The organism is Micrococcus flavus (genome assembly GCF_014204815.1).
Taxonomy (GTDB): Bacteria; Actinomycetota; Actinomycetes; order Actinomycetales; family Micrococcaceae; genus Micrococcus; species Micrococcus flavus.
The window spans coordinates 2,131,676-2,154,080 of record NZ_JACHMC010000001.1 but is presented as its reverse complement, the minus strand read 5'-3'; the positions used below and the strand labels follow the sequence as shown (position 1 = coordinate 2,154,080).

At 73.8% G+C, this 22,405-nt stretch carries 21 protein-coding genes; 10 read left to right on the top strand and 11 right to left on the bottom strand.

The window, feature by feature from the left end:
* Positions 1–3 precede the first annotated feature (3 nt).
* The 3 genes from BJ976_RS09970 to BJ976_RS09960 all read right to left on the bottom strand — a co-directional run bounded on the left by BJ976_RS09970 (position 4) and on the right by BJ976_RS09960 (position 2,571).
* The gene (locus tag BJ976_RS09970) at positions 4–519 is read right to left on the bottom strand and encodes a CoA-binding protein (RefSeq protein ID WP_135030201.1); all 516 of its coding nucleotides are present in this window, start codon (positions 517–519) and stop codon (positions 4–6) included.
* Complete coding sequence (locus tag BJ976_RS09965) at positions 516–1,880, bottom strand: O-acetylhomoserine aminocarboxypropyltransferase/cysteine synthase family protein (protein ID WP_135030202.1); 1,365 nt, start codon at positions 1,878–1,880, stop codon at positions 516–518. The genes BJ976_RS09970 and BJ976_RS09965 overlap by 4 nt, the downstream gene beginning before the upstream one ends.
* A 148-nt stretch (positions 1,881–2,028) precedes the next feature.
* Complete coding sequence (locus tag BJ976_RS09960) at positions 2,029–2,571, bottom strand: metallophosphoesterase family protein (protein ID WP_135030203.1); 543 nt, start codon at positions 2,569–2,571, stop codon at positions 2,029–2,031.
* A gap of 187 nt (positions 2,572–2,758) precedes the next feature.
* Here BJ976_RS09960 and BJ976_RS09955 point away from each other — a divergent pair, with 187 nt between their 5' ends.
* On the top strand, positions 2,759–3,079 hold the full coding sequence (locus BJ976_RS09955; RefSeq protein WP_135030204.1) for a hypothetical protein: 321 nt from the start codon (positions 2,759–2,761) through the stop codon (positions 3,077–3,079).
* Positions 3,080–3,157: 78 nt separating this feature from the next.
* The gene (locus BJ976_RS09950; RefSeq protein ID WP_135030205.1) at positions 3,158–3,985 is read left to right on the top strand and encodes a DUF1648 domain-containing protein; all 828 of its coding nucleotides are present in this window, start codon (positions 3,158–3,160) and stop codon (positions 3,983–3,985) included.
* On the opposite strand, the gene BJ976_RS09945 is transcribed toward BJ976_RS09950, so the two are convergent.
* Genes BJ976_RS09945 through BJ976_RS09935 form a run of 3 tightly spaced genes read right to left on the bottom strand, consistent with a single transcriptional unit; the run spans position 3,972 to position 6,905 of the window.
* A complete protein-coding gene (locus BJ976_RS09945; RefSeq protein ID WP_135030206.1) occupies positions 3,972–4,886 on the bottom strand; it encodes an EamA family transporter in 915 nt (304 codons plus the stop codon). The genes BJ976_RS09950 and BJ976_RS09945 overlap by 14 nt on opposite strands.
* A gap of 4 nt (positions 4,887–4,890) precedes the next feature.
* Complete coding sequence (locus BJ976_RS09940) at positions 4,891–6,357, bottom strand: MDR family MFS transporter (RefSeq protein ID WP_135030207.1); 1,467 nt, start codon at positions 6,355–6,357, stop codon at positions 4,891–4,893.
* Positions 6,354–6,905 carry a YceI family protein gene (locus tag BJ976_RS09935; RefSeq protein ID WP_135030208.1) on the bottom strand — a complete coding sequence of 184 codons (552 nt, stop codon included), beginning with the start codon at positions 6,903–6,905 and terminating at the stop codon, positions 6,354–6,356. The genes BJ976_RS09940 and BJ976_RS09935 overlap by 4 nt, the downstream gene beginning before the upstream one ends.
* 197 nt (positions 6,906–7,102) lie before the next feature.
* On the opposite strand from BJ976_RS09935, the gene BJ976_RS09930 reads away from it, so the two are divergent.
* Positions 7,103–7,993 (top strand): siderophore-interacting protein, encoded by an 891-nt coding sequence (locus BJ976_RS09930; protein WP_135030209.1) that lies wholly within the window; start codon positions 7,103–7,105, stop codon positions 7,991–7,993.
* A gap of 252 nt (positions 7,994–8,245) precedes the next feature.
* Here BJ976_RS09930 and acs read toward each other — a convergent pair whose 3' ends face one another.
* The gene (gene acs, locus BJ976_RS09925) at positions 8,246–10,402 is read right to left on the bottom strand and encodes an acetate--CoA ligase (protein WP_135030210.1); all 2,157 of its coding nucleotides are present in this window, start codon (positions 10,400–10,402) and stop codon (positions 8,246–8,248) included.
* Between the two features lie 414 nt (positions 10,403–10,816).
* Here acs and BJ976_RS12080 point away from each other — a divergent pair, with 414 nt between their 5' ends.
* The 5 genes from BJ976_RS12080 (at position 10,817) to BJ976_RS09905 (ending at position 16,389) form a co-directional block, all read left to right on the top strand.
* Positions 10,817–11,482: an acyl-CoA dehydrogenase family protein gene (locus BJ976_RS12080; protein WP_229667465.1), complete on the top strand. Its 666-nt coding sequence runs from the start codon at positions 10,817–10,819 to the stop codon at positions 11,480–11,482.
* Between the two features lie 39 nt (positions 11,483–11,521).
* Positions 11,522–12,229, top strand: a complete 708-nt coding sequence (locus BJ976_RS12075) for an acyl-CoA dehydrogenase family protein (RefSeq protein WP_229667467.1) — start codon at positions 11,522–11,524, stop codon at positions 12,227–12,229.
* The gene (locus tag BJ976_RS09915; protein WP_135030211.1) at positions 12,226–13,629 is read left to right on the top strand and encodes an MFS transporter; all 1,404 of its coding nucleotides are present in this window, start codon (positions 12,226–12,228) and stop codon (positions 13,627–13,629) included. The genes BJ976_RS12075 and BJ976_RS09915 overlap by 4 nt, the downstream gene beginning before the upstream one ends.
* Positions 13,626–15,050 carry an LLM class flavin-dependent oxidoreductase gene (locus tag BJ976_RS09910; protein ID WP_135030212.1) on the top strand — a complete coding sequence of 475 codons (1,425 nt, stop codon included), beginning with the start codon at positions 13,626–13,628 and terminating at the stop codon, positions 15,048–15,050. Before BJ976_RS09915 ends, BJ976_RS09910 begins: the two co-directional genes overlap by 4 nt.
* Positions 15,051–15,126: 76 nt before the next feature.
* On the top strand, positions 15,127–16,389 hold the full coding sequence (locus BJ976_RS09905; protein ID WP_135030213.1) for an acyl-CoA dehydrogenase family protein: 1,263 nt from the start codon (positions 15,127–15,129) through the stop codon (positions 16,387–16,389).
* A gap of 36 nt (positions 16,390–16,425) precedes the next feature.
* Here BJ976_RS09905 and BJ976_RS09900 read toward each other — a convergent pair whose 3' ends face one another.
* The 4 genes from BJ976_RS09900 to BJ976_RS09885 all read right to left on the bottom strand — a co-directional run bounded on the left by BJ976_RS09900 (position 16,426) and on the right by BJ976_RS09885 (position 20,251).
* Positions 16,426–17,253, bottom strand: coding sequence for an ABC transporter permease (locus BJ976_RS09900; protein ID WP_135030214.1), 828 nt, complete (start codon positions 17,251–17,253; stop codon positions 16,426–16,428).
* Positions 17,250–18,272, bottom strand: coding sequence for an aliphatic sulfonate ABC transporter substrate-binding protein (locus BJ976_RS09895; RefSeq protein ID WP_135030215.1), 1,023 nt, complete (start codon positions 18,270–18,272; stop codon positions 17,250–17,252). Before BJ976_RS09895 ends, BJ976_RS09900 begins: the two co-directional genes overlap by 4 nt.
* A 19-nt stretch (positions 18,273–18,291) precedes the next feature.
* The gene (locus BJ976_RS09890) at positions 18,292–19,176 is read right to left on the bottom strand and encodes an ABC transporter ATP-binding protein (protein ID WP_135030216.1); all 885 of its coding nucleotides are present in this window, start codon (positions 19,174–19,176) and stop codon (positions 18,292–18,294) included.
* Between the two features lie 180 nt (positions 19,177–19,356).
* Positions 19,357–20,251, bottom strand: a protein-coding gene (locus tag BJ976_RS09885; RefSeq protein ID WP_184231858.1) for an IS5 family transposase whose coding sequence is annotated in 2 segments (ribosomal slippage) — positions 19,357–19,893 and positions 19,895–20,251 — 894 coding nt in all. Because the reading frame shifts where the segments join, the coding sequence is not laid out codon by codon here.
* A gap of 341 nt (positions 20,252–20,592) precedes the next feature.
* Here BJ976_RS09885 and BJ976_RS09880 point away from each other — a divergent pair.
* Together BJ976_RS09880 and BJ976_RS09875 are read left to right on the top strand one after the other, a co-directional pair.
* On the top strand, positions 20,593–21,657 hold the full coding sequence (locus BJ976_RS09880) for a methionine ABC transporter ATP-binding protein (RefSeq protein WP_135030713.1): 1,065 nt from the start codon (positions 20,593–20,595) through the stop codon (positions 21,655–21,657).
* Positions 21,654–22,355, top strand: a complete 702-nt coding sequence (locus BJ976_RS09875) for a methionine ABC transporter permease (protein ID WP_135030714.1) — start codon at positions 21,654–21,656, stop codon at positions 22,353–22,355. Before BJ976_RS09880 ends, BJ976_RS09875 begins: the two co-directional genes overlap by 4 nt.
* Positions 22,356–22,405: the final 50 nt, after the last annotated feature.

Below are 22,405 nucleotides of genomic sequence, written 5' to 3'. Positions count from 1 at the left end.
GGCTCAGCGGTCCAGTGGCTGACGCTTCGAGGAGATGACGCCGGTGTTGAACCCGGCCAGGTTGAGGCCGCCGTGGAATCGGGCATGCTCGATCTTCACGCAGCGGTCCATCACCACGTCCATGCCGTGGGACTCGGCCAGGGCCGCGGCGTCCTCGTTCCAGATGCCCAGCTGCAGCCACACGGCCTTCGCGCCCACCGCGTGGGCGTCCGCCACCACGCCGGGGGCGTCCGCGGCCTTGCGGAAGACCTCCACGAGGTCCGGCACCACGGGCAGGTCCTCGAGCGTGGCGTACACGCGGTGGCCCAGGATCTGCTTGCCCGCCTCCGCGAGCACGGGGTTCACGAAGTACACGTCGAACGTGGTGGAGCTCAGCAGGTAGGTCGCCACGAAGTAGGACGCGCGCTCCGGCTTGTCCGAGGCGCCCACGATCGCGATGGAGCGCGTGCGGCGCAGCAGCGCCAGGCGCTCGGGGGCGGACGGGCCGGTCCAGGCGCGCTCGGGCAGAGGGGTGCTCATCGCGGGTCCTCCTTCGCGGGGGCGGCGTCGTCGGTGGGGGCGGGGGCGCTCTCGCGGGTGCGTCCCGTGGCTGCGGTGAGGGCCTGGTCCAGGTCCCACAGGATGTCCGCGACGTCCTCGATGCCCACCGAGATGCGGATCAGGTCCTCCGGCACGCCGCCGGCCACGAGCTGCTCCGCGGTGAGCTGCTGGTGGGTCGTGGAGGCGGGGTGCAGCACGAGGGTCTTCGCGTCCCCGATGTTGGCCAGGTGGCTGGCCAGCCGCAGCGCGCCGATGAAGCGCCCGCCGGCGGCGCGCCCGTCGCCGTCCTCACCGGGGGCCACGCCGAAGCTGAACACCGAGCCGACGCCGAGGGGCAGCAGCTCCTGCGCGCGGGCGTGGTGCGGGTGGTGCGGCAGGCCCGCGTAGGACACCCAGGACACGCGCGGGTCGGCGTCGAGCCACTCGGCGACGGCCTGGGCGTTGGCCAGGTGGGCGTCCATGCGCTGGGCCAGCGTCTCGACGCCGATCATCAGCTGGAACGCCGACTGCGGGGCCAGGGAGGGGCCGAAGTCGCGCAGCTGCTCGGAGCGCAGCTTGGTGAGGAAGCCGTACTCGCCGAAGTTGCCCCACCAGGACACGCCGCCGTAGGAGGGTACCGGCTCCGTCATGGACGGGAACCTCCCGTTGTCCCACGGGAAGCGGCCGGACTCCACCACCACGCCGCCGAGCGTGGTGCCGTGCCCGCCGAGGAACTTCGTGGCCGAGTGGATCACGATGTCGGCGCCGTGCTCGATGGGCCGGATCAGGTACGGCGGCGTCAGCGTGGCGTCCACCACGAGCGGGATCCCGTGGCGGTGCGCGACGTCGGCCAGGCCCGGCAGGTCCACGACGTCGCCGGAGGGGTTGGCCACGATCTCCGTGTAGACGGCCTTGGTGTCCTCCCGGATCGCCGCCTCGAAGTCGGCCGCCTCCGTGGAGTCCACGAACGTCGTCTCCACGCCGAACCGGCGCAGGGACACGTCCAGCTGGGTGATGGTGCCGCCGTAGAGCTTGGCCGAGGCCACGATGTGGTCCCCCGCCTGGCACAGGGCCGCGAAGGTGATGAACTCCGCGGCCATGCCGGAGGCGGTGGCCACCGCGCCGATGCCGCCCTCGAGCGTGGCGATCCGCTCCTCGAAGGCCGCCACCGTGGGGTTGCCGATGCGGCTGTAGATGTTGCCGTACTTCTGCAGCGCGAAGAGGTTGGCCGCGTCGTCCGCCGACTCGAACACGAACGAGCTGGTCTGGTGGATCGGCACGGCGCGGGAGCCGTGCACGGCGTCCGGCACGGCGCCCGCATGGAGGGCCTTCGTGCGGAAGCCGAACTCGTGGTCAGCCACGGGGGTCCTTTCGGTGGGGGCCGGCGGAGCGGGGGCGGCGGGGCGCGCGGGCGCGGGGCCGCCGTCGTCTGCAGCCCATTCTCCGGCCCGGGCGCGGCGGGGGCGGAGTCGCGGACGACACCCGGCGTCACGCAGGGGCGGCCGGGGGTCAGGGGGTGCGGTCCACCGGCACCAGCTCCACCTCGGTCAGCTCGCCGTCCTGCGCCACCGCCCGCAACAGCGTGCACACGGGCTGGCGGCGGCGGTCCGTGCAGGAGCCGGGGTTGAGCAGGCGCAGCCCGGGGTTCGCGGTCTCGGGGCCGGCGACGGTGTCCCACGGGATGTGGCTGTGCCCGAACACCAGCACGTCCACGTCGTCGAACGCCGCGGCCATGCGCTTCTCGCGTCCCGCGGCCGCGCCCGTCTCGTGGACCATCGCGATCCGCACGCCGCCCAGCTCCACGCGCGCCACCTCCGGCAGCCGCCCCCGCAGGGCGGGCCCGTCGTTGTTGCCCCACACGCCCACCACGCGCGCCGCGCGCGCCTCGAGCTCGTCCAGGACGGCCTCGTCCACCCAGTCGCCGGCGTGGAGCACGACGTCGGCCCGCGCCACCTCCTCCCACACCTGGGCGGGCATGGCGCGCGCCTTCTTCGGGATGTGGGTGTCCGCGATCAGGAGCAGTCGGGTGCCTGTGGAGAACTCTGCGCTCATCCGGCCATCCTGACATCCTGGAGCCGAGACGGAGGGGGCCATGATGCAGGCAGGAGCCGGACACGACCCCGGAACGGGGACGGGCGGGGGGACGCCGGGGCGCGGTGACGGGTCGCCGTCGCCACCGACCCCGCCGGTTGCGGGTGGTGGGTGGGCCCCGCCGCGTGAGCCGACCCCACGCTCCCTGGTGACGGCCCGCATCACGGCGGTGGCGGCTTGGGTGCTGCTGGGCACGCCCTCGGCGGTGCTGGTGTGCTTCTTGCTCCTCGCCCTCACCTTCGTCCAGGGCCTCTCCGCTCCCTGGGGCACGGAGGACGCGGTGGCACGGATCGAATCACGCATCGTGGTGGTGGCCCTGCTCGGCCTGGCCGCGGCGGTGGTGGCGACCGTGCGGACCTTCCTGACGTCCTCGGCTCGTGTCGCCTGGCGGTGGACCGCGGTGGCCGGCGTGGCCCTCGCCTCCCCGATGCTGGTCTACGCGGTCCTCGCCCTCACGGGAACCGCGTAACCGGGCGGGCCGGAGGTCCCGCCCTGCGAGGGTGGGCCCGGACACGGCCCCCGCACATGGACCCCATAGGCTGAGGGTGTGACTCATGACACTCCGCCCTCGCCCGGGCCGTCCGACCCGTACGCCGACGCCCTCCGCGCCGGTCGTGGCCGCTCCTGGCTGCCGCTGCTGGCCGCGGCCCTGCTCAACCTCGGCCTGATCGTGGCCGCGTGGCTCGCCCTGCCCGGCCTGCCGGACCGGATCCCCACGCACTGGGGCCCCGACGGCCGCCCCGACGCGTGGGAGGACACCTCGCTCGGCTCGCTCGCGCTGGGCCCGCTCATCTCCCTCGGCACGTGCGCGGTCATGGCCCTGACCATCCCGCTGGTCCGCATGGGTGCGGGGCAGCCGACCGCCGCCGGCGCACACGGCCCGGCCGAGCCGAACCCATGGCGGCGCTTCCAGACCGAGGGGACCGCGCGCGGCACCACGGTGCTGGTGGGCGTGGTGATGCTCCTGGTCTCCCTGCTCACGGTCCCGACCACCCTCACCGTGCTCGGCGGCGGGGACGGCGCCCTGCCGTGGTGGGTCATGCCCCTGGGCGCCACCCTCGTCCTGGGTGGCACGCTGCTGGCCATGGGCCCGATCGTCGCGTGGCAGCAGCGGGCCATGCGTGCGCGGGCCGCCGAGGCCGGGGTCCGACCCACCCCGGAGGACGAGGCCGAGGACGCCCGCTGGACCGCGGCGGGCCTGATGAAGGACCCCGAGGACTCTCGCGTCATGGTGCCCAAGCGTCCCGGCTACGGCGTCGGCACCACGGTGAACGTGGGCTCCCGCGGCGGACGGGCCCTCGTGGTCGGCTTCTTCGCACTGATCGCCGTGGCCCTCCCGGCCGTCCTCTGGATCGCGGCCTTCAGCGCCCGCTGAGCGCGCCGCGGCCGCCCAGCCCGGAACCCGCGCCCCGGACCGGGCGTTCGCGGCCGGTCCACACGGCGGCCGCGCAGGCGGCGATCACCAGCGCCATCCCCGCCAGGTCCGGCCCGCCGAGCTCCTGGCCGCGCACGGCCCAGGCCGTCAGCGCCGCGGCCACGGGGGACAGGCAGGTCAGCAGGGAGAACAGGGCTGTGGGCATGCGCCGCAGCACCTGCATCTCGATCCCGTACGGCACGGCCGTGGACAGCAGCGCCACCGCCAGGCCCACCGCCAGCACCACGGGGTCGGCCAGCGCGGTCCCGGCCGTCCCCACGCCCACCGGCACCGCGAGCAGCGACCCCGCCGCCGCCGCCAGGGCCAGGCCCTGCACACCGGGCAGATGGGTGCCCGCGCGTCGGGACAGCACGATGTACCCGGCCCAGCACGCCGCCGCGCCCAGGGCGAGCGCCACGCCCACGGGATCCAGGCCGGCGGCGTGGATCCCGCTCTCGGGGGAGAACCCGTCCCGTCCCAGCACGGCGATGCCCGCCAGGGCGATCGCCGCCCACAGCCCCGAGCGCCAGGACGGCCGGGCCAGCACGGACAGCGCCAGCGGGCCGAGCACCTCGAACGTCACCGCCACGCCCTGTGGGATGCGCGCGAACGCCTCGTAGATCATCAGGTTCATGCCGGTCATCGCGGCCCCGAGCCCGACGACGGCGGCCCACCCGGGCCGGCCGAGCCCGGCCAGCGTGGCACGCGAGGGCCGGGTGACGGCGAGCAGGACCGCGGCGGAGAAGACGATGCGCAGCGCGACCATGCCGGCCGAGCCGACGTCGTCGAAGAGCAGGCCCGCCACGGAGGCGCCCAGCTGCTGGCTCAGCAGGGAGACGAGGACGAGCAGGACCAGGGGCACGGCCTCAGCCCGCCGTCTCAGGCGCCGGTGCCGGCCGGCGCACCCGGAACGCGCCGACCAGGGAGACGAGGTGCACGACGGCGCCGGTGAGGAAGGCGGTGTGGACGCCGCGCATGGTGGCCTCCATCTGACCGGCCCCGGCCGCCAGGCCCGCGGCCGTGCCCACGGTGAGCACGGTGATGAACACGGCGGTGCCCGTCGCGGCGGCCACCTGCTGGAGCGTGGAGAGCAGCGCCGAGCCGTGCGGGTACTGCGGGCGGTCGAGGGCGCCCAGGGCGGTGGTCATCAGCGGCCCGAACAGCAGCCCCAGCCCCGCGGACAGGGTGACGTGCAGGGCCGTCACCAGGCCGGCCGTCGTCGCCGGGCCGAGGAGGAGCGCGTAGCCCCACAGCCCGGCGGCGGCGAGGACGGCGCCGGGGCGCACGAGGGGGCGCGGGCCCACGCGGTCGTAGGCCCGGCCGGTGACGTAGGCCACCGAGGCCATCACCAGGCCGCCGGGCAGCAGGGCCAGCCCCGTGGCCTGGGCGTCCCAGCCGAGCACGGACTGCAGGTAGAGCGGCAGGAGGATCAGTGTGCCGAACAGGGCCATCATCCCCACGAGCAGCACGCCCAGGGGCACCGCGTACCCGGGGCGGGCGAGGACCCGCAGGTCGAGCAGGGCCGCGTCCCCCAGGCGGAGCTGGCGCGCCGCGAACACGGACAGGACCACGACACCGGCGGCGATCGGCAGCACCGGGGGCAGCGGCGCATGGCCGGCGGCGGCCTCGCCGATCGAGGACAGCCCGAAGACGAGGGAGGCGAACCCGGCGGCGGAGAGCAGGCCCGAGACGACGTCGAGGGGCACCCGCCGCCGCTCCGTCACGTCGCGCACCCACACCGACCCGGCCACCAGGGCGGCCAGGGCGATCGGCGCCACGGTGCCGAACATCCACCGCCACGTCAGGTGCTCGAGGATCACCCCGCCCACGGTGGGCCCGGTCGCCGGGGCCACCGAGATGACCACGGAGATCACGCCCATGGTGGCGCCGCGCCGGGTCACGGGGACCACATTCATCACGGTGGTCATCAGCAGCGGCATCATCAGTGCGGTTCCCACGGCCTGCACCACCCGCCCGGCGATCAGCACGCCGAACACGGGAGCGAGGCCCGCCATGACGGTGCCCGCGAGGAACGTGGACATGGCGAGCACGAACACGGCCCGCAGCGGCAGCCGGGTGAGCAGCCACCCGGTGAACGGGATGACCACGGCCATGGTGAGCATGAAGCCGGTGGTGAGCCACTGGGCGGTGGCGGCCGTGACGGCGAACTCCTGCATGAGCGTGGGCAGGGCCACGGACATGATCGTCTCGTTGAGGATCACCACGAACGCGGCGGCGACCAGCAGGGACAGCAGACGCCCGGTGCCCGCAGGAGGGCCCGGGACGAGGAGGGGGTCGGACGGGGCGCGGTCGGCGTCGGAGGCGCGGCTCACGCGGCGTCGCGGATCAGGGAGAGCTCGAACTCCAGGGTGATGCGCTCGGAGATCAGGACGCCGCCGAAGTCCAGGGGGGTGTTCCACTCGAGGCCCCACTGCCGGCGGTCCACGCGGCGCGAGCCCTCGAAGCCCGCGCGGGTGAGGCCGAACGGGTCCACGTCCACGCCCACCAGCTCGAGCGGCACGATCACCTCGTGGGCGACCCCGCGCAGCGTGAGGTCCCCGACCACCAGGAAGCTCCAGTCCCCGCGCTCCACGGTCGAGGTGGAGCGGAACGTGATGTCCGGATACGTGGCGACGTCGAAGAAGTCGCGGGAGCGCAGGTGCTCGTCCCGGTTCTCGTTGCGGGTGTCGATGCTCTCCGCCATGGCCGTGACGCTCACGTGGGAGTGCTCCAGGCCCCGGGGGTCGATGACCAGGGTGCCGGCGACGTCGTTGAACGCCCCGCGCACCTTCGTCACCATCGCATGACGCGCCGAGAAGCCGATGCTCGTGTGCTCCGGATCCAGGGTCCACGTTCCGGCGAGCTCGGCCAGTGACGTCATGGGTTCCTCCGGGGATCGCGGGCGGGAGTGCCGGGAGTCCGGCGGGGTCCGGCGCCGGCACGGCTCCCCCGATGCTACTGGACGCCCTAGGACGGGTCCCGGGGCCGTGCCGGGCCGACGGCCGCCGGGAGCCGACCCGACGCCGTCGTGACAGAGTGGGCCGACGACCGGCCCGCACCCACCGCCAGGAGGCCCGCATGTCCCGTCCTGTCGCCCCCGACCGCCCACCCCGCCCGCAGACCGTGCTCACCGTGCAGGCGGCGCGCCGTCTCACCCCGCACCTGGTGCGGCTCACGCTCGGCGGGGAGGGGTTCGCGACGTTCCACGCCCGCTGGGCGGAGAAGGGCGCCACGGACCAGTACCTCAAGCTGCTGTTCGCGGACCCCGCGCTCGGTCTCGAGCCGCCCTATGACATGGACACCCTCCGCGAGCGCCTCGCCCCCGAGCAGATGCCCGTGACCCGCACCTACACGGTGCGCTCCGTGGACGCGGCGGCGGGCACGGTGGACGTGGACTTCGTGGTCCACGGGGAGGCGGGCGACGACGACGCCGGCCTCGCCGGTCCGTGGGCCGCGTCCCTGCCGGTGGGGGACCGGGTGGCGTTCCTGGGCCCCGGCGGCATGTACCGCCCGGACCCGGCGGCGGACTGGCACCTGCTGGCCGGGGACGAGTCCGCGCTCCCGGCGATCGCGGCGGCCCTCGAGGACCTGGCCGCGACCGCTCCGGGCGCGGTCGGCGTCGCGCTGGTGGAGGTGGCGGGCCCCGAGGAGGAGCTGGACCTGACGGCCTCGGCCGGGGTCCAGGTGCGCTGGCTGCACCGCGGCGGCCCGTTCACCCCGGAGACGTCCCGGTTCGCGGCCGCCGTCGAGGACGTCGAGTGGCGGGACGGCCGCGTCCAGGTGTTCGTCCACGGCGAGCGCGGGCAGGTCAAGCGCGCGCGGGCCCACCTGACCGACGTGCGCGGCATCGAGCGGCGGGCGCTCTCGGTCTCCGCGTACTGGGCGCACGGCCGCGCCGAGGACGCCTTCCAGGCGGAGAAGCGCACGCCCGTCGGGCAGATCTTCGACGACGGCGCCACCGGGGGCTGAGCGAACCGAAGAAGCGCGCTCGAGAACGTCGTCGTTCGGGGAACGGCACCCGCTGGAACGCTGTCGTTCGGGAAACGGGCGCCGCCGGTGACGGCGCCGCCCACGGACCACGCCGAGGACACCCTCCAGGCGGAGACGCGGGCGCCCGTCGGCGGGCACCGTCTCCCGCACGGGATGCGTGGGGAGGCGCTGCTTTCCGAACGAAAACGCTCGGGGAAGTGCCGTTTCCCGAACGAAAGCGGGGGGCGGGGGTCAGGAGGCGCGGCGGGCGGCCATGACGTTGGCGATCTGCGCGATGCACGGCTCGTTCTGCAGGCTCGTGGTGTCGCCCAGGGGGCTGCCCCGGTGCAGCTGGGTGAGCAGGCGGCGCATGATCTTGCCCGAGCGGGTCTTCGGCACGTCGGGGACGAACACCACGTCGGCCGGCTTGGCCACCGGGCCGATCACCCGGCCCACGTGCGCCCGCAGCTCCTGGGCCCGCTCGGCGGCCGCGGCGTCGTCGCCGGCCGCCCAGCGGGCGTGCGCCACCACGAAGGCGACGGCGGCGTGGCCGGTCCTCGGGTCCGGCACCGGGCACACGCCGGCCTCGATCACCTCGGGGTGGGAGACCAGCGCGGACTCGATCTCGATGGTGGACAGCCGGTGCCCGGAGATGTTGATGACGTCGTCGATCCGGCCGAGGATCCAGACGTCCCCGTCCGCGTCGTGCTTGGCGCCGTCGCCGGCGAGGAACCAGCCCTGCTCCGCGTAGTCCTCCCAATAGGAGTGGAAGAAGCGCGCCGGGTCGCCCCACACGGTGCGGGCCATCGACGGCGACGTGCGGGTGACCACGATCCTGCCTTGGACGTCCGCGGGGACGGGCGCGCCGTCGTCGTCCACCACGGCCACGTCCAGTCCCGGCAGGGGGCGGGAGCCGCAGCCGGGCTTGAACGAGGTGTCCGTGGGGCGCGGGGAGATCACGGTGGAGCCGGTCTCGGACTGCCACCACGTGTCCACCATGGGCACGCCGGCGGAGCCGTCCCGCGGGTCGTCGGGGCCGAGGGCGTCCCGTCCGATCTGCGTGCGCGCCCACACCCAGGCCTCGGGGTTCACGGCTTCGCCCACGGTGCCGATCAGGCGGATGGAGGACAGGTCGGGGCCGCCGTCCTCGCGCGCGGGGATGCCGTCCGGATGCCAGCCCATGAGGGAGCGGATCAGCGTGGGGGCCGTGTAGTAGCTGGTCACGCCGTAGCGCTCGATCACCTCGAAGTGCCGGCCCGGGTGCGGGGCGTTGGGCACGCCCTCGTAGATCACCTGGGTGACGCCGTTGGAGAGCGGTCCGTAGATCTCGTAGGTGTGGGCGGTGACCCAGGCCAGGTCCGCGGTGCACCAGTGCACGTCCGTGTCCCGCCGGGACACGTCCGGGTGCGAGAACAGGAGGTCGTGCGTCCAGGAGGCGGCCGCGAGGTACCCGGCGGAGGTGTGCACGAGGCCCTTGGGCTGTCCCGTGGTGCCGGAGGTGTACATGATGAACAGCGGGTGCTCGGCGTCGAAGGCCCGCGCCGCGTGGGTGGTGGGCTGGCGGTCGACGACGTCGTGCCACCACAGGTCCCGGCCCTCGGTCCACGGGATGTCCCGCTGGCCGGTGCGGTCCAGCACCAGCACGTGCTCGATCGCGTTGTCCCCGGACACGGCCTCGTCCGCGTGGGCCTTCACCGGGACGGCCGTGCCGCGGCGGAACTGGCCGTCCGTGGTGACCAGGAGCTTGGCGCCCGTGTCCTCCACGCGGAAGCGCAGCGCGTCCGCGGAGAACCCGCCGAACACCAGCGAGTGCACCGCGCCGATCCGCGCGCACGCCAGGGCGATCACGATGGTCTCCACGAGCACCGGCAGGTACACGACCACGCGGTCCCCGGGGCGGATGCCGAGCTCCTCGAGGGCGTTCGCCGCCTGGGAGACCTCTGCCAGCAGCTGCGTGTAGGTCACGGTGCGGCGGTCCCCGGGCTCGCCCTCGAAGTACAGGGCGACCTTCTCCCCGCGCCCCGCCGCCACGTGCCGGTCCACGCAGTTCACGGCCACGTTGAGCCGGCCGTCCGCGTACCAGCGGATCTGCGGGGCGGTGCCCGTGGCGGCGTCCGTGGGGACGGTGTCGTTCACCTGGGTGAAGTCCGTGTCCCAGGTCAGCCGGCGGCCCACCGCCTCCCAGAAGGCCAGCCGGTCGGACTCGGCGACGACGGCCCCGTTGCCTCGTCCTCCGTGCAACAGGTCCGCGGGACGTCCCGGATGGACATCCGGGTCCGCCGCATCCACCAGGTGCTGCGGCAGCGGGCCCGGCAGGGTCGCCAGGGCGGCGGTGGGCACGCCGTCGTTGGGGCCGCGGACGGCGGCTTCGGGTGCCGGGGCGGTGGTGGTGTGCGGGGACGCGGACATGCGTCGTTCTCCTTCCATCGGTCCTGGCGGGAGCACCCGCAGTCCGCTGACCGCGGGCCCGGGTTGCTGCGGCGTCGAGGAGCCAGGTCTCTGGTGCCGCTCTGGATGGTGTGCGCGAGCCACTGTAGGCCCGGCGGGGGTCCGGCACGGTGCCCGGGGTCGTCGGTCGGGGTGGAAGCGGTCGCGGACGGTCACATGGGCGGTGCCGGGCGGTTCAGGGCGTCCGGCGGGGGCGGGGATGACACCGGATCCTGCGGGGGATTCCGGGGCAGGGGCCGGCCGTGCTGTGCTGGGGCAGACCCATCCAGAGCGGCCGAGAGACCCGGATCGACGACGCCGCAGCAACCCCCGCAGCCCTGCTCCGCAGGAACGCGACGGTGCTACCGCCGGGACCGATGGAAGAGGAGCATCTCCATGCCTGTGCCCACAGCCAACGCCCACGATCCGACCGTCAACGCGGTCCCCGGCCGGCCGCCGCTCGCGGCGGTGCCGGACGTCCCGGACACCGCCGACCTCGCCCTGCTCCGCCGGCGCTTCGCCCCGATCGTCGAGCGGATCGCCGCCGGCGCCGCCGAGCGGGACGTGCACCGCACCCTGCCCTACGCGGAGATCCGCGAGCTCAACGCGGCGGGCTTCGCGACCCTCCGGGTACCGCGCTCCCACGGGGGTCCCGAGGTGAGCGTGCGGACCCTGACCGCACTGCTGGTGGACCTGGCCGCCGCCGACTCCAACGTGGCCCACCAGTACCGCTCCCACTACGGCTTCCTCGAGTCCCTGCGCCACAAGGACGCAGCGCAGCAGGACCGCTGGTACCGGCTGGTTTTGGAGGGCGCCACGGTGGGCAATGCGTCCACGGAGACCTCGGGCAATGCCCTGGGCACCCTGAACACCACGCTCGAGCAGGGACCGGACGGCACCGCCCTGCTGACCGGCCGCAAGGGCTACGCCACCGCCTCTCTGTTCTCCACCCACACCCGCGTCTCCGCCGCCGTGACGGACGACGACGGCCGCCCCACCACGGGACGCTGCTTCGCTGTGGTGCCCGTGGACCAGGAGGGCGTCGAGCTCTACGACGACTAGGACGGCTTCGGCCAGCGGCTCACCGCCACCGGCACCGCCGTGTTCACCCGCGTCCCCGTGGACCGGGCCGACGTGTTCGAGCGGCAGACCGGTACGGCCGAGGCCGTGATCGAGGCCGCCTACTTCCAGCTGTTCCTGCTCGCCGTGCTCGCCGGCATCGCCACCGGGGCCCGGGACACCGCGGCGGAGCTGGTCCGCCGCCGCACCCGCACCTTCAACACCGGCTCCGGCGCCCGCTACCGGGACGACCCGCTGATCCAGGAGGCGGTCGGCAGGATCGCCTCCACCGCGTTCTCCGTGACCGCCACGGTGCTGCACGCCGCCGACGCCCTGGACGCCGCGATCGCCGCGGTCGACGAGGCCCGGGCCGACCGCCGCGGCGGGGGCGGCGACGCGGAACAGGACCTGGCCCTGGAGATCTACGCGGCCGAGCTGGCCGTCGAGCAGGCGCAGGTGACGGTCCCGGAGGCCGCCATCCGCGCGACCTCTGAGCTGTTCCACGCCGGTGGTGCCTCCCACACCCGGGCCGGCAAGGCCCTGGACCGGTTCTGGCGCAACGCGCAGACCGTGGCCACCCACAACCCCATCCCGTTCCGCGCCCGCTCCGTGGGCGACTGGTTCGTCAACGGCACCCTGCCCGAGGGGCTCAACGCCATCGGAGACGCCCCCGGTGCTGCCACGACCGGTGCCGGGGGCGAGGGCGCGGCCGGTGCCGAGGGCACCGCAGCCCAGGGAGACCCACGATGAGCGCGCAGACCGTCCAGAGCATCCGCCGCACCCGGCTGCGGGCCGTGTTCGGCTCGTTCGTGGGCACCACCATCGAGTGGTACGACTTCTACCTCTACGGCCTCGCCGCGGCGCTCGTGTTCAACGTCCAGTTCTTCCCCGGCTCCACACCTCTGGGCGGATCGATCGCCTCCTTCGCGACCCTGGCTGTCGGTGTGGTCGTTCGCCCCCTGGGCGGCATCCTCGCCGGGCACTTCGGCGACCGCGTCGGACGCAAGTCGCTCCTGGTGGTCTCCCTGGTGGTCATGGGGGTGGCCTCCGTGGGCATCGGCCTGCTGCCGACCTTCGAGCAGGTCGGATGGTGGTCCGTCGTCGGGCTGGTGCTGCTGCGCTGCCTGCAGGGCCTGTCCGCCGGCATGGAGTGGGGCGGCGCCGCCCTGACGTCCGTGGAGCACGCTCCGGCCGGCCGGCGCGGCTTCTTCGGCTCCTTCACCCAGGTCGGATCCTCGGCCGGCATGCTCCTGGCCACCGGTGCCTTCACCGTCACCACGGCGCTGAGCACGCCGGAGCAGTTCGCGGCGTTCGGCTGGCGCATCCCGTTCCTGGCCTCCGCCGTGCTCGTGGTGGTCGGCCTGCTCATCCGCCTCGGCGTGGAGGACGCGGAGGAGTTCCGGCAGCTGCGGGAGGCCGACGGCGTCAGCAGCGCCCCGGTGCTGGAGCTGCTGCGCCACCACACCCGCCCGGTGCTGGTCACCGCCGGCCTGCGCCTGGGGCAGAACGGCCTCTACTACCTGGTGACCACCTACCTGGTCAGCTATCTGGTGCTGAAGGGTCTGGACAGCTCGGTCCTGCTGGAGGCCACCATGATCGCCTCGGCGATCGGCCTGATCTCCACCCCGTTCTGGGGAGCCCTGTCCGACCGGTACGGACGGCGCCGCGTGTCCCAGCTCGGCTACTGCCTGACCGCGGTGGCCGGGTGGGTCCTGTTCTTCGTGGCCGAGGCCGGGGCCCTGTCCCTGCTGCCGCTGGTGGTGGTGCTCGTGATCAACGTTGCCCATGACTCCGTGTACGGCCCGCAGGCCGCGTGGTTCGCCGAGCAGTTCCCGGTCCGCGTGCGCTACTCCGGCGTGAATCTCGGATACCAGCTCGGCACCGTGGTGGGCGGAGGATTCGCCCCGTTCATCGCCGCCCTGCTCTTCCAGGCGGGCAACGGCACCCCGTGGCTGATCGCCGCCTACCTCACCCTGCTGGCGGTGCTGTCCCTGGCGGCCTCCGTCCTCGCCCGTGACCCCCGCGGCGCCGACGACGTGGACCTGGTCGGCGCCGGCGACCCCCGCGTTCCGGAGGCTCGTCCCGCCCCTGCCACCCCCTCCGCCGAGGACCACCCGACCGACCACCTCGTGACCCAGGAGGCCCGATGACCGCTGTGCCCGCCCCGCATCCCCACGACTCCGAGGCCCAGTCTGTGCCCGCCCCTGTCCCGTTCCGTCTCTGCGCGTTCGACATGATGACGCCGGTGCACCAGTCCCCGGGGCTGTGGCGCCACCCGGAGTCCCGGATCGCCGCGTTCGACCGGCTTTCCTACTGGACGGACCTGGCCCGCACCCTGGAGGGCGGCGGCTTCTCCGCCCTGTTCCTCGCGGACATCCTCGGCCTCTACGACGTCTACGGCGGCGGGGTGGACGCCACCGTCCGCGGCGGCGTGCAGTGGCCGCTGCTGGACCCGTTCACGGCGGTCTCCGCGATGGGCGCCGTGACGGACCGCCTCGGGTTCGGCGTCACCGCCTCCGTCACCTACGAGCAGCCGTACCTGCTGGCTCGCACCCTCGCGTCGCTCGACCACTTCACGGCAGGGCGGATCGGCTGGAACATCGTCACCAGCTACCAGGACTCCGCGGCCCGCAACCTGGGGCTTGAGCAGCAGCTGCCGCATGACGAGCGCTACGACCGGGCCGACGAGTACCTCGATGCGATCTACCGCCAGTTCGAGGGCTCCGTGGAGCCGGGCGCGGTCCGCGCCGACGCCGTGGCCGGGATCTTCGCGGACCCGGCGAAGGTCCACCCCACCGGCGCCGACGGCGAGCACGTCCGCGTGCCCGGTGTCGCCCTGGCGCATCCGGGCCCGCAGGGCACCCCGTTCCTGTTCCAGGCCGGCGGCTCCCCGCGCGGCCGCCGGTTCGCCCGGGAGCATGCCGAGGCCGCCTTCTACATCGGCCCGACGACGGCGCACGTCCGCCGCTTCGTGGACCAGACGCGCTCGGAGCTGCAGACGGCCGGGCGCGAGCCGGGCGCGATCCGGGTGTTCGCCATGGTCACCGTGGTGGTCTCCGAGACGGACGAGGAGGCGCAGGCCCGGCTGGTGGGCTACCGGGAGCATGTGGACATCGAGGGGGCCCTCGCGCTCTTCGGCGGCTGGACCGGCGTGGACCTGTCTGGGCTGGACCCGGATGTCCCCCTCGAGCATGTAGAGAACGAGGCTTCCCGGACGGCGCTCGCGGCATTCACCACCGAGTCACCGGACCGGGTGTGGACGGTGCGGGAGGTGGCGGAGTTTGTCAGCATCGGCGGCCGCGGCCCGGTGATCGTCGGATCGCCGGCCACCGTGGCGGACGAGCTGCAGCGGTGGCGGGACCAGACCGGAGTGGACGGGTTCAACATCTGCGCCGCCGTCCGCCCGGCGGACCTGGAGCGGTTCTCCGCCCTCGTGAGCCCGGAGCTGCGCCGTCGCGGGCTGCTCCGTGAGCCCGAAGCCGGCAGGACCCTGCGGGAGAACCTCACCGGGGACGGCCCCCGGCTGCCCGCCGGCCACCGGGGTGTGCGGTTCCGCCCCGGGCGCTCCTGACGCTCGGGGAGCGGACCCTGTTCCTCATGCTCCGCAGGGGCGCGAGCCCCGCGTCATCCCGTGTCAGAGTGGAGTCATGACCAGCTACGCCGACCTCGCCGCCCGCTACGCCGACGCCCTCGACGCCGTGGGGCACGGTGAACGCGCCCGCGAGGTCGGCCGGCACCTGCCCTTCGCGGTGCAGCAGGGGCTGCGCGAGTCGGGCTTCGGCCGCGTGGGGGTGCCCGTGGCGGACGGCGGCGAGGGCGGCGGGTCCGAGACCGTGCTGCGGCTGCTCATGGACCTCGCCGGCCGGGACGTGAACACCGCCCACCTGTGGCGCTCGCATCTGGTGTTCATCGCCACCGTGCTGGACCAGCCGGCCCGGCTGCGCGGGCCCTGGCTGCGCCGGGTCGTGGCGGGCGACTGGGCCGGCTCCGCGCTGGCCGAGCGGGCGGGCGCGGCCCCGGGCCGGGCCGCCACCCGTGCCGCGCGAGACGAGGGCGGCACCTGGGTGGTCACGGGGCAGAAGTACTACGCCACCGGCACGGCCTTCGCCACGTGGACCATCGCCACGGTGGGCATCGACGGCGCCGGGCTCGTCTCCCGCCGCAACTCCAAGCGCGCCGGGGGCGTGGTCCGCGAGCCGGACCGGGCGGTCGCCGTCGTGCGCGTGCGTCAGCCGCGGGTGCGCGTGAAGGACGACTGGGACGGCTTCGGCCAGCGCCTCACCGCCACCGGCTCCGTGATCCTGGACGGCGCCGCGGCCGAGGACCTGCTCGAGGTGCCCCGCGCGGACGGGCCCGTGCCCGTCTTCCTCGAGGCCACCCTGCTGGCGCTGCTGGCCGGCGTCGGGCGGGCGGCGCTCGCGGAGGGCGCCGAGCTGCTGCGCACCCGCCGCCGCACCTTCAACACGGGCACCGCCGACGTCCCCGCCCAGGACCCCCAGCTGCTGGAGATCATGGGCCAGCTGGCCGGGCAGCAGGCCGCGGCGGAGGAGATGGTGCGCGCCATCGGTCGCCTGCTGGATGAGGCCGCGGAGGCCGCCCCGGGACACGGCGACGACGACGCCGCCCCCGCCTGGGACGCCGCCCTGGTGCAGGAGGCCATGGCCGCCGCCTACCGCGCGCAGGCCGTGGTCCCGAGCGCCGTGCTGGACGTGTGCACGCGCATCTTCGACACCCTTGGCGCCTCGGCGACCTCCGCGGCACTGCAGCTGGACAGGCACTGGCGCAACGCCCGCACCCTCGCCACCCACGACCCGGCCGCGTTCAAGGTGCGCATGGCCGGGGACTGGCTGGTCAACGGCACCCCGCCCGTGGCCTACACCTCCGCGGGGGACGTCGCCGAGGAGGTGTGAGCGGCGGCCGCGCCGGGCGGCGGGGCGAGCTCGGGGTCAGCTCCAGCGGCGCAGCGCCCAGCGCTCCACGAGGCCGAGCCCCCAGTCGGACACCTTCCCGAGCACCGCGAGCAGGATGATCGCGAGGATTAGCCGGTCCGTCCGGCCGTTGTTCTGCGAATCCGTGAGCAGGAAGCCCAGCCCCATGGAGGAGGCGATCAGCTCCGCAGCCACCAGGAACAGCCAGGCCTGGGCGAGGGCCAGCCGCAGGCCGGAGAACACGGCGGGCACCACGGCCGGCAGCTGCACCGTCCGCAGGAGCGAGAGCCCGTGGTAGCCGAACGCGCGGCCCGCTTCCACGAGATGCGGGTCGACGTGCCGCAGCGCGGAGTGGACAGTGGTGAACACGGGGAAGAACGCACCGATCGCGATCAGGGTGACCTTCGAGTCCTCGCCGATCTGCATCCACAGGATCAGCAGGGGCACCCAGGCGAGGGACGGCACGGCCCGCAACGCTCCGATCAGCGGGGCCAGCAGGGCGTCCGCCCAGCGGGACAGCCCCAGGGCCGATCCCACGGCCAGGCCGAGGACCGCGCCGATCGCGAAGCCCAGCAGCACGCGCTGCGTCGAGATCCCGATGTGGGTCCACAGATCGCCGCGTCCGGCCAGGTCGGCCCCGGCCCGAACGACCGCCTGCGGGGAGGGCAGCTGCACCGCCGAGAAGGCACCCGCCGCGGTGGCGGCCCACCACGCCAGCAGGAGCAGCACGGGGACCGCGAGTCCGACGGCGGCGCGCACTCCCGGTCGGGACAGCGCCTCCGGACGCGGCGCGCCCGCAGGGGTCGGCGTCGTCTCGGGGGCGCCGACGGTCGTGGACGCGCTCACTTCGACTCGGCCTTCTCGGCGAAGGTCGGATCGAAGAGGGTCTCGAGCGCCTCGTCGACCTGCTCCTGATCGGGGACGTCGCCCGTGTCGACGAAGATCGGGCCGATGGCGGAGAGCACCCTCCGCTGGTCCTTGCCGGGCACGGGTGAGATGTCCAGGTTGGTCCGCTCCGCGATGACCTGGGTGGCCACCGACTCCTCCAGGCCGGCGACCTCGGCCAGGATCCGGGCCGTCTCCTCGGGGTTCTCGACGGCCCACCGGCGCGCGCGCTCGTACGTGTCGGCGACCACCTGCGCCGTCTCCGGGCTCTCCGTGAGGAAGTCCTCCGTGGCGTTCACCACGCTGTAGCTGTTCAGGTCGGGGTCGCGGTGCACGAACCGCGCCCCGTTCGCCTCGGCGGCGGCCATGATCGGATCGAGCCCGGCCCACGCGTCCACGGAGCCGTTCTCCAGGGCTGCGCGTCCGTCCGCGTGCTGGAGGTTCTGCACCGTGACCGAGGACGGCTCGACCCCCGCGCCCTCGAGGGCCTGGATCAGGAAGAAGTACGGGTCGGTGCCCTTGGTCGCGGCCACCGACCGACCCTCGAGCTGCTCGATGGACGTGATGTCGGAGTCCGGCCCGGTCAGGAGTGCGGACCACTCCGGCTGGTTCGCGACGACGATGGTCTTGATCGGCGCCCCGTTGGCCCGGTTGAGGAGGGCCGCGGAGCCTGCGGTGGAGCCGACGTCGATCGCGCCCGACCGCAGGGCCTCGTTGGCCTTGTTCGAACCGGCCGACTGCACCCATTCCACCGTGACGCCGTCGTCGGAGAGCTCCTCCTCAAGCCACCCCTGGTCCTTGATGACCAGGGAGAGGGGGTTGTAGGTCGCGAAGTCGATGGACAGCGTCTGGGACGCGGCGGCCGTTCCGGCGCTCGAGCCGGCGGCGGACGGGGCGTCCTCTCCGGCGCAGGCCGTGAGCGCGAGGGCGGAGGCGGCGAGCAGGGCGGTCAGGGGGAGGGCAGGGCGAAGGGTGCGCATGGGTGTGCCTTTCAGGGGGTCAGTGGGAGTGGGAAGCGATGCCCAGGCCCGCGAGGAGCTCGGAGCGCAGGCGGGCGAGGTCGGCGTCGGCGCGGTCGCGCGGCCGGGTGCCGGGGACCTCGACGATCCGTCCGACCGTGGCCCCGGGGGCGGGGGCGGGCTGCCCGCGATCCGTCTGGGGGCGGGAGAGCAGAAGGACCCGGTCGGCCAACTGGAGGGCCTCCTCGACGTCGTGCGTCACGAGCAGCACGGTGGTGCCGGTGGCGGCGTGGACGTCCAGCAGCAGGTCCTGCATCTTGAGCCGGGTGAGGGCGTCGAGCGCTCCGAAGGGCTCGTCGAGCAGGAGGACGCCGGGGCGGCGGGCCAACGCGCGGGCCAGGGACGCCCGTTGCGCCATGCCACCGGAGACCTCGCGCGGCCGGTGGTCCGCGAACGGGGCCAGGCCGACGAGTTCGAGCAGGTGCTGGACGCGCTCGCGGCCCTCGGCGCGGTTCAGCCCACGGGGCAGACCCAGCTCCACGTTGCGACGGATCGTGCGCCAGGGCAGCAGACGGGGCTCCTGGAAGCCGACGGCGGTGCGCTCATCGAACGGCAGCACGGGGGAGCCGCCGATCAGGAGCCGGCCGTCGAAGCCGCTGTCCAGCCCACCGACGGCGCGCAGCAGCGTGGACTTGCCGCAGCCGGAGGCGCCGATGATCGCCAGCACCTCTCCGGGGGACACCGTGAGGTCCACGTCCCGCAGCACGACGCGCGGTCCGTTCGCCGTGCTGAAGGTGCGCCCGACGCCGTGGAAGGCGACGCCGAGGCTGTCCCGTCGAGGCGCGGGGGCTGTCGCGGCGGCGTCCGCCGGACGGTTCGCGGTCCTGGGGGATCGGTCAGCGGGGCTGAGGGTGTGTGCAGGCATCGAACGTGTGTCGTCCCATCGGTGTGCAGGCGTGGCGCCCACCCGCTCGCTCCCTCCGGGAACGGGGTGGGACGCCCCGGGGTCGTCGGGCCGGGCCGCGCGGTCGGCGCGGGGGAGGGGCTCCCCGACCTCACCATGACGACGGCGCCGCGCTCCAGCGCACGTGACCTGGCACGTCATCTAGGGCATGTCTGACAATCGTTTTGACCACGCGAGCACAGCATTCAGGACCACAGCGGCCCTGTAGATGATCGCGTACTTGTCATACCGGGTCGCCAGACCCCGCCACTGCTTCAGGTGAGCGTACTGACGCTCGATGACGTTGCGGCCCTTGTAGGCGTCCGCGTCGAGGCTGACGGGGCGCCCGCCGCGGGCACCGCGCCGTCTGCGGTGGCCCTGCTGGTCGGCCGGTTCGGGGATGACCGCTTTGATCCCACGGGCACGTAGGTGGGTGCGGATCGCCCGGGAGGAGTACGCCTTATCGCCCAGCACGGCCTCGGGGCGGGTCCGGGGCCGCCCTACTGGCCGGGGCACGCGCAGCTGCTCCAGAAGAGGAAGCAGCATCGGGGAGTCCCCTGCCTGGCCGGGGGTGATCAGGCTGACCAGCGGCAGCCCGGTCCCATCGACGAGCTGATGGATCTTCGTGCTCAGCCCGCCACGGGAGCGCCCGATGCCGTGATCGGCCGGCTCCTCACGCGGATTCTTGTAGTTCGATCCATCCCCCTGTGTGGCGGGTGATGTTCGTCGCGTGCTGGTGGGCGCGGGCGATCGTGGAGTCCACCGAGACCGACCAATCGATCAGGCCTTCGGCGTCAGCGGCGGCGGTCAGCGTGGCCAGCACCGTGTCCCATGTGCCTTTTTCGGCCAAGCGCCGATGCCAGGTCCACACGGTCTGCCAGGGCCCGTAGACCTCGGGCAGATCCCTCCAAGCGATTCCGCACCGGTACCGGTAGATGATCGCCTCCACCATGGTGCGGGCGTCGGCGAACGGCCTGCCGGCGCGGCCGGTCCGGGTCGGGAGCATCGGGGCGATCAACTCCCATTGGGCGTCGGAGAGCATCTGGAACCGGGACATGTCCCCAGGGTCTCAGCTGACTCGTGCATCTATTCTCAGACACGCCCTAGGCCCGGCCGCGGGACGGCGTGCCGTCCGGCGGGTGTCGCGCGTCCTCAGACGCCGAGGTGGACCCGCCCGCGACGCGGCCTGTGGTCAGCTGGAGCCACCCATCCAGAGCGGCCGAGAGATCTGGCTCGACGACGCCGCAGCAACCCGCCTCACCCGCCTCCCGCAGGCCGGGCGAGGGCCAGGGTGCTCCCGCCAGGACCGATGGACGCGTCCACGCTTCCCGGGCCTCGCCGTGCGGCGGCCCGACGCGAGAACCCGTGCGCCGGTCGCGACCCGATGAAGGAGACGCCGTGCTGGAGATCGTCGATCTGCACAAGAGATACGAGTTGAAGACCGGGCGACCGGTCGAGGTGTTGAAGGGCATCGACCTGACGGTGCCGGACGGATCCATCACCGCCGTGGTCGGTCCGTCGGGGGCCGGCAAGTCCACCCTGTCCCGCTGCATCTCCCTCCTGGAGATGCCCTCCTCCGGGCAGATCCTCGTAGACGGGCGCAACCTGTCCGAGCTCTCCGGGCGTGCGCTGCGGGACAGCCGCCGCTCGATCGGGACGATCTTCCAGCACTCGGCGCTGCTGCGCCGGATCACCGTCGCTGAGAACGTCGCACTGCCGCTGCGCAACCTCGGAGTGGAGCACGGGGAGATGGAGGCGCGGGTGGCGGAGCTCCTGGAACGGGTGGATCTGCTGCACAAGGCGGACGCCTACCCCGGCCAGCTCTCGGGTGGTCAGGCGCAGCGGGTCGGCATCGCCCGGGCGCTCGCTCTTCGACCTCGCATCCTCCTCTCGGACGAGTCCACCTCAGGTCTCGATCCGCGCTCGACCCATCAGATCCTCCGCCTCCTCACCGAGCTGCGCGCCGACCTCGGAGTCTCGATCGTCCTCATCACCCACGAGATGGAGGCCGTCCGGGCCGCGGCCGACGAGGTGGCCTTCCTGGACCACGGGCGGATCGCGGAGCACGGACGGGTCGCCGACCTGATCGGACGCGGGGACTCTCCGGCGGCCGGCCAGCTCCTGCCCGTCCACCCGGTGGAGCGGGTGCCCGGTGTGCGCACCGTCCTGCGCGTCTCCCTGGGCTCCGTCCCCGTCGACCCCGCTTGGTTCGGCGACCTCGCCCGCGCCGTGTCCGCGGGGGTGAGCCTGCTGGGCGGCACCCTCGAGGACCACGGCACCCGTCCGCTCGGCCGGCTGGTGATCGGGCTCGACACCGACGATCAGCGGCAGGTCGCCGCCGCCGTCGCGGTTCTGGACGCCGCCGGGCTCCGGGTGATCGTGGAGGGCGGTGCCGACGTGCCCGTGCGCGGGCGTCCGGCCGACGCCGACCTGACGCGTGAGGTCGCAGGGGTCGCGGCATGATCGCGCTCGCCGCCGCCGCCTCCGAGCCGCTCACCTTCGACACCCCGTGGAGCGAGATCCCTGCGCTCCTGCTCCCGGCCTACGGCGAGACCTGGGCGATGGTCGGGATCGTCATGGTCTTCGTCGTGGCCTTCGGCGGGATCGGAGGCGTGCTGCTGTACAACACGTCCTCCCGTGGGCTCTTCCCCCATCCCCGCTGGCACGGCGTCCTCAGCTGGGTCGCCAACATGGGGCGCTCGCTCCCCTTCCTCGTCCTGATGGCCGCGATCATCCCGTTCACCGCGTGGATCACGGGGACCACCCTGGGCATCCGTGCCGCCGTGGTGCCCATGGTCATCGCCGGCGTCCCCTTCTTCGCCCGGCTCGTCCAGAACACTCTGAACGACCTCCCTCGGGAGAACCTCGCCGTCGGCCTCGTCACCGGCAGCTCGCCGGTCCAGATCATCCTGCAGACCCAGCTGCGGGAGGCGGTGCCGGGCCTCGTCTCGGCCCTCACCCTCAACACGATCTCGATGCTCGAGTACTCGGCCATCGCGGGGACCATCGGTGCCGGCGGCATCGGCTATCTGGCCGTCACCTACGGCTACCAGCGGTTCGACATGACCGTCATGGCGGCGACCATCGTCGTGCTGATCGTCAGCGTGCAGCTGGTCCAGTTCGCCGGCGACCGCCTCGCCCGGTCCCTGGAACGCCCGTGACCGATCACAGCCGGGCGTCCTCGCCGGGACGCCCACGTTCTCATCCTCGC

Coding starts and splice junctions, on each gene's coding strand:
- acs (WP_135030210.1), bottom strand. CDS start 10,402: ATGTCCGCGTCCCCGCACACCACCACCGCCCCGGCACCCGAAGCCGCC.
- BJ976_RS09970 (WP_135030201.1), bottom strand. CDS start 519: ATGAGCACCCCTCTGCCCGAGCGCGCCTGGACCGGCCCGTCCGCCCCC.
- BJ976_RS09875 (WP_135030714.1), top strand. CDS start 21,654: ATGATCGCGCTCGCCGCCGCCGCCTCCGAGCCGCTCACCTTCGACACC.
- BJ976_RS09895 (WP_135030215.1), bottom strand. CDS start 18,272: ATGCGCACCCTTCGCCCTGCCCTCCCCCTGACCGCCCTGCTCGCCGCC.
- BJ976_RS09935 (WP_135030208.1), bottom strand. CDS start 6,905: ATGACGTCACTGGCCGAGCTCGCCGGAACGTGGACCCTGGATCCGGAG.
- BJ976_RS09960 (WP_135030203.1), bottom strand. CDS start 2,571: ATGAGCGCAGAGTTCTCCACAGGCACCCGACTGCTCCTGATCGCGGAC.
- BJ976_RS12080 (WP_229667465.1), top strand. CDS start 10,817: ATGCCTGTGCCCACAGCCAACGCCCACGATCCGACCGTCAACGCGGTC.
- BJ976_RS09890 (WP_135030216.1), bottom strand. CDS start 19,176: ATGCCTGCACACACCCTCAGCCCCGCTGACCGATCCCCCAGGACCGCG.
- BJ976_RS09915 (WP_135030211.1), top strand. CDS start 12,226: ATGAGCGCGCAGACCGTCCAGAGCATCCGCCGCACCCGGCTGCGGGCC.
- BJ976_RS09930 (WP_135030209.1), top strand. CDS start 7,103: ATGTCCCGTCCTGTCGCCCCCGACCGCCCACCCCGCCCGCAGACCGTG.
- BJ976_RS09905 (WP_135030213.1), top strand. CDS start 15,127: ATGACCAGCTACGCCGACCTCGCCGCCCGCTACGCCGACGCCCTCGAC.
- BJ976_RS09910 (WP_135030212.1), top strand. CDS start 13,626: ATGACCGCTGTGCCCGCCCCGCATCCCCACGACTCCGAGGCCCAGTCT.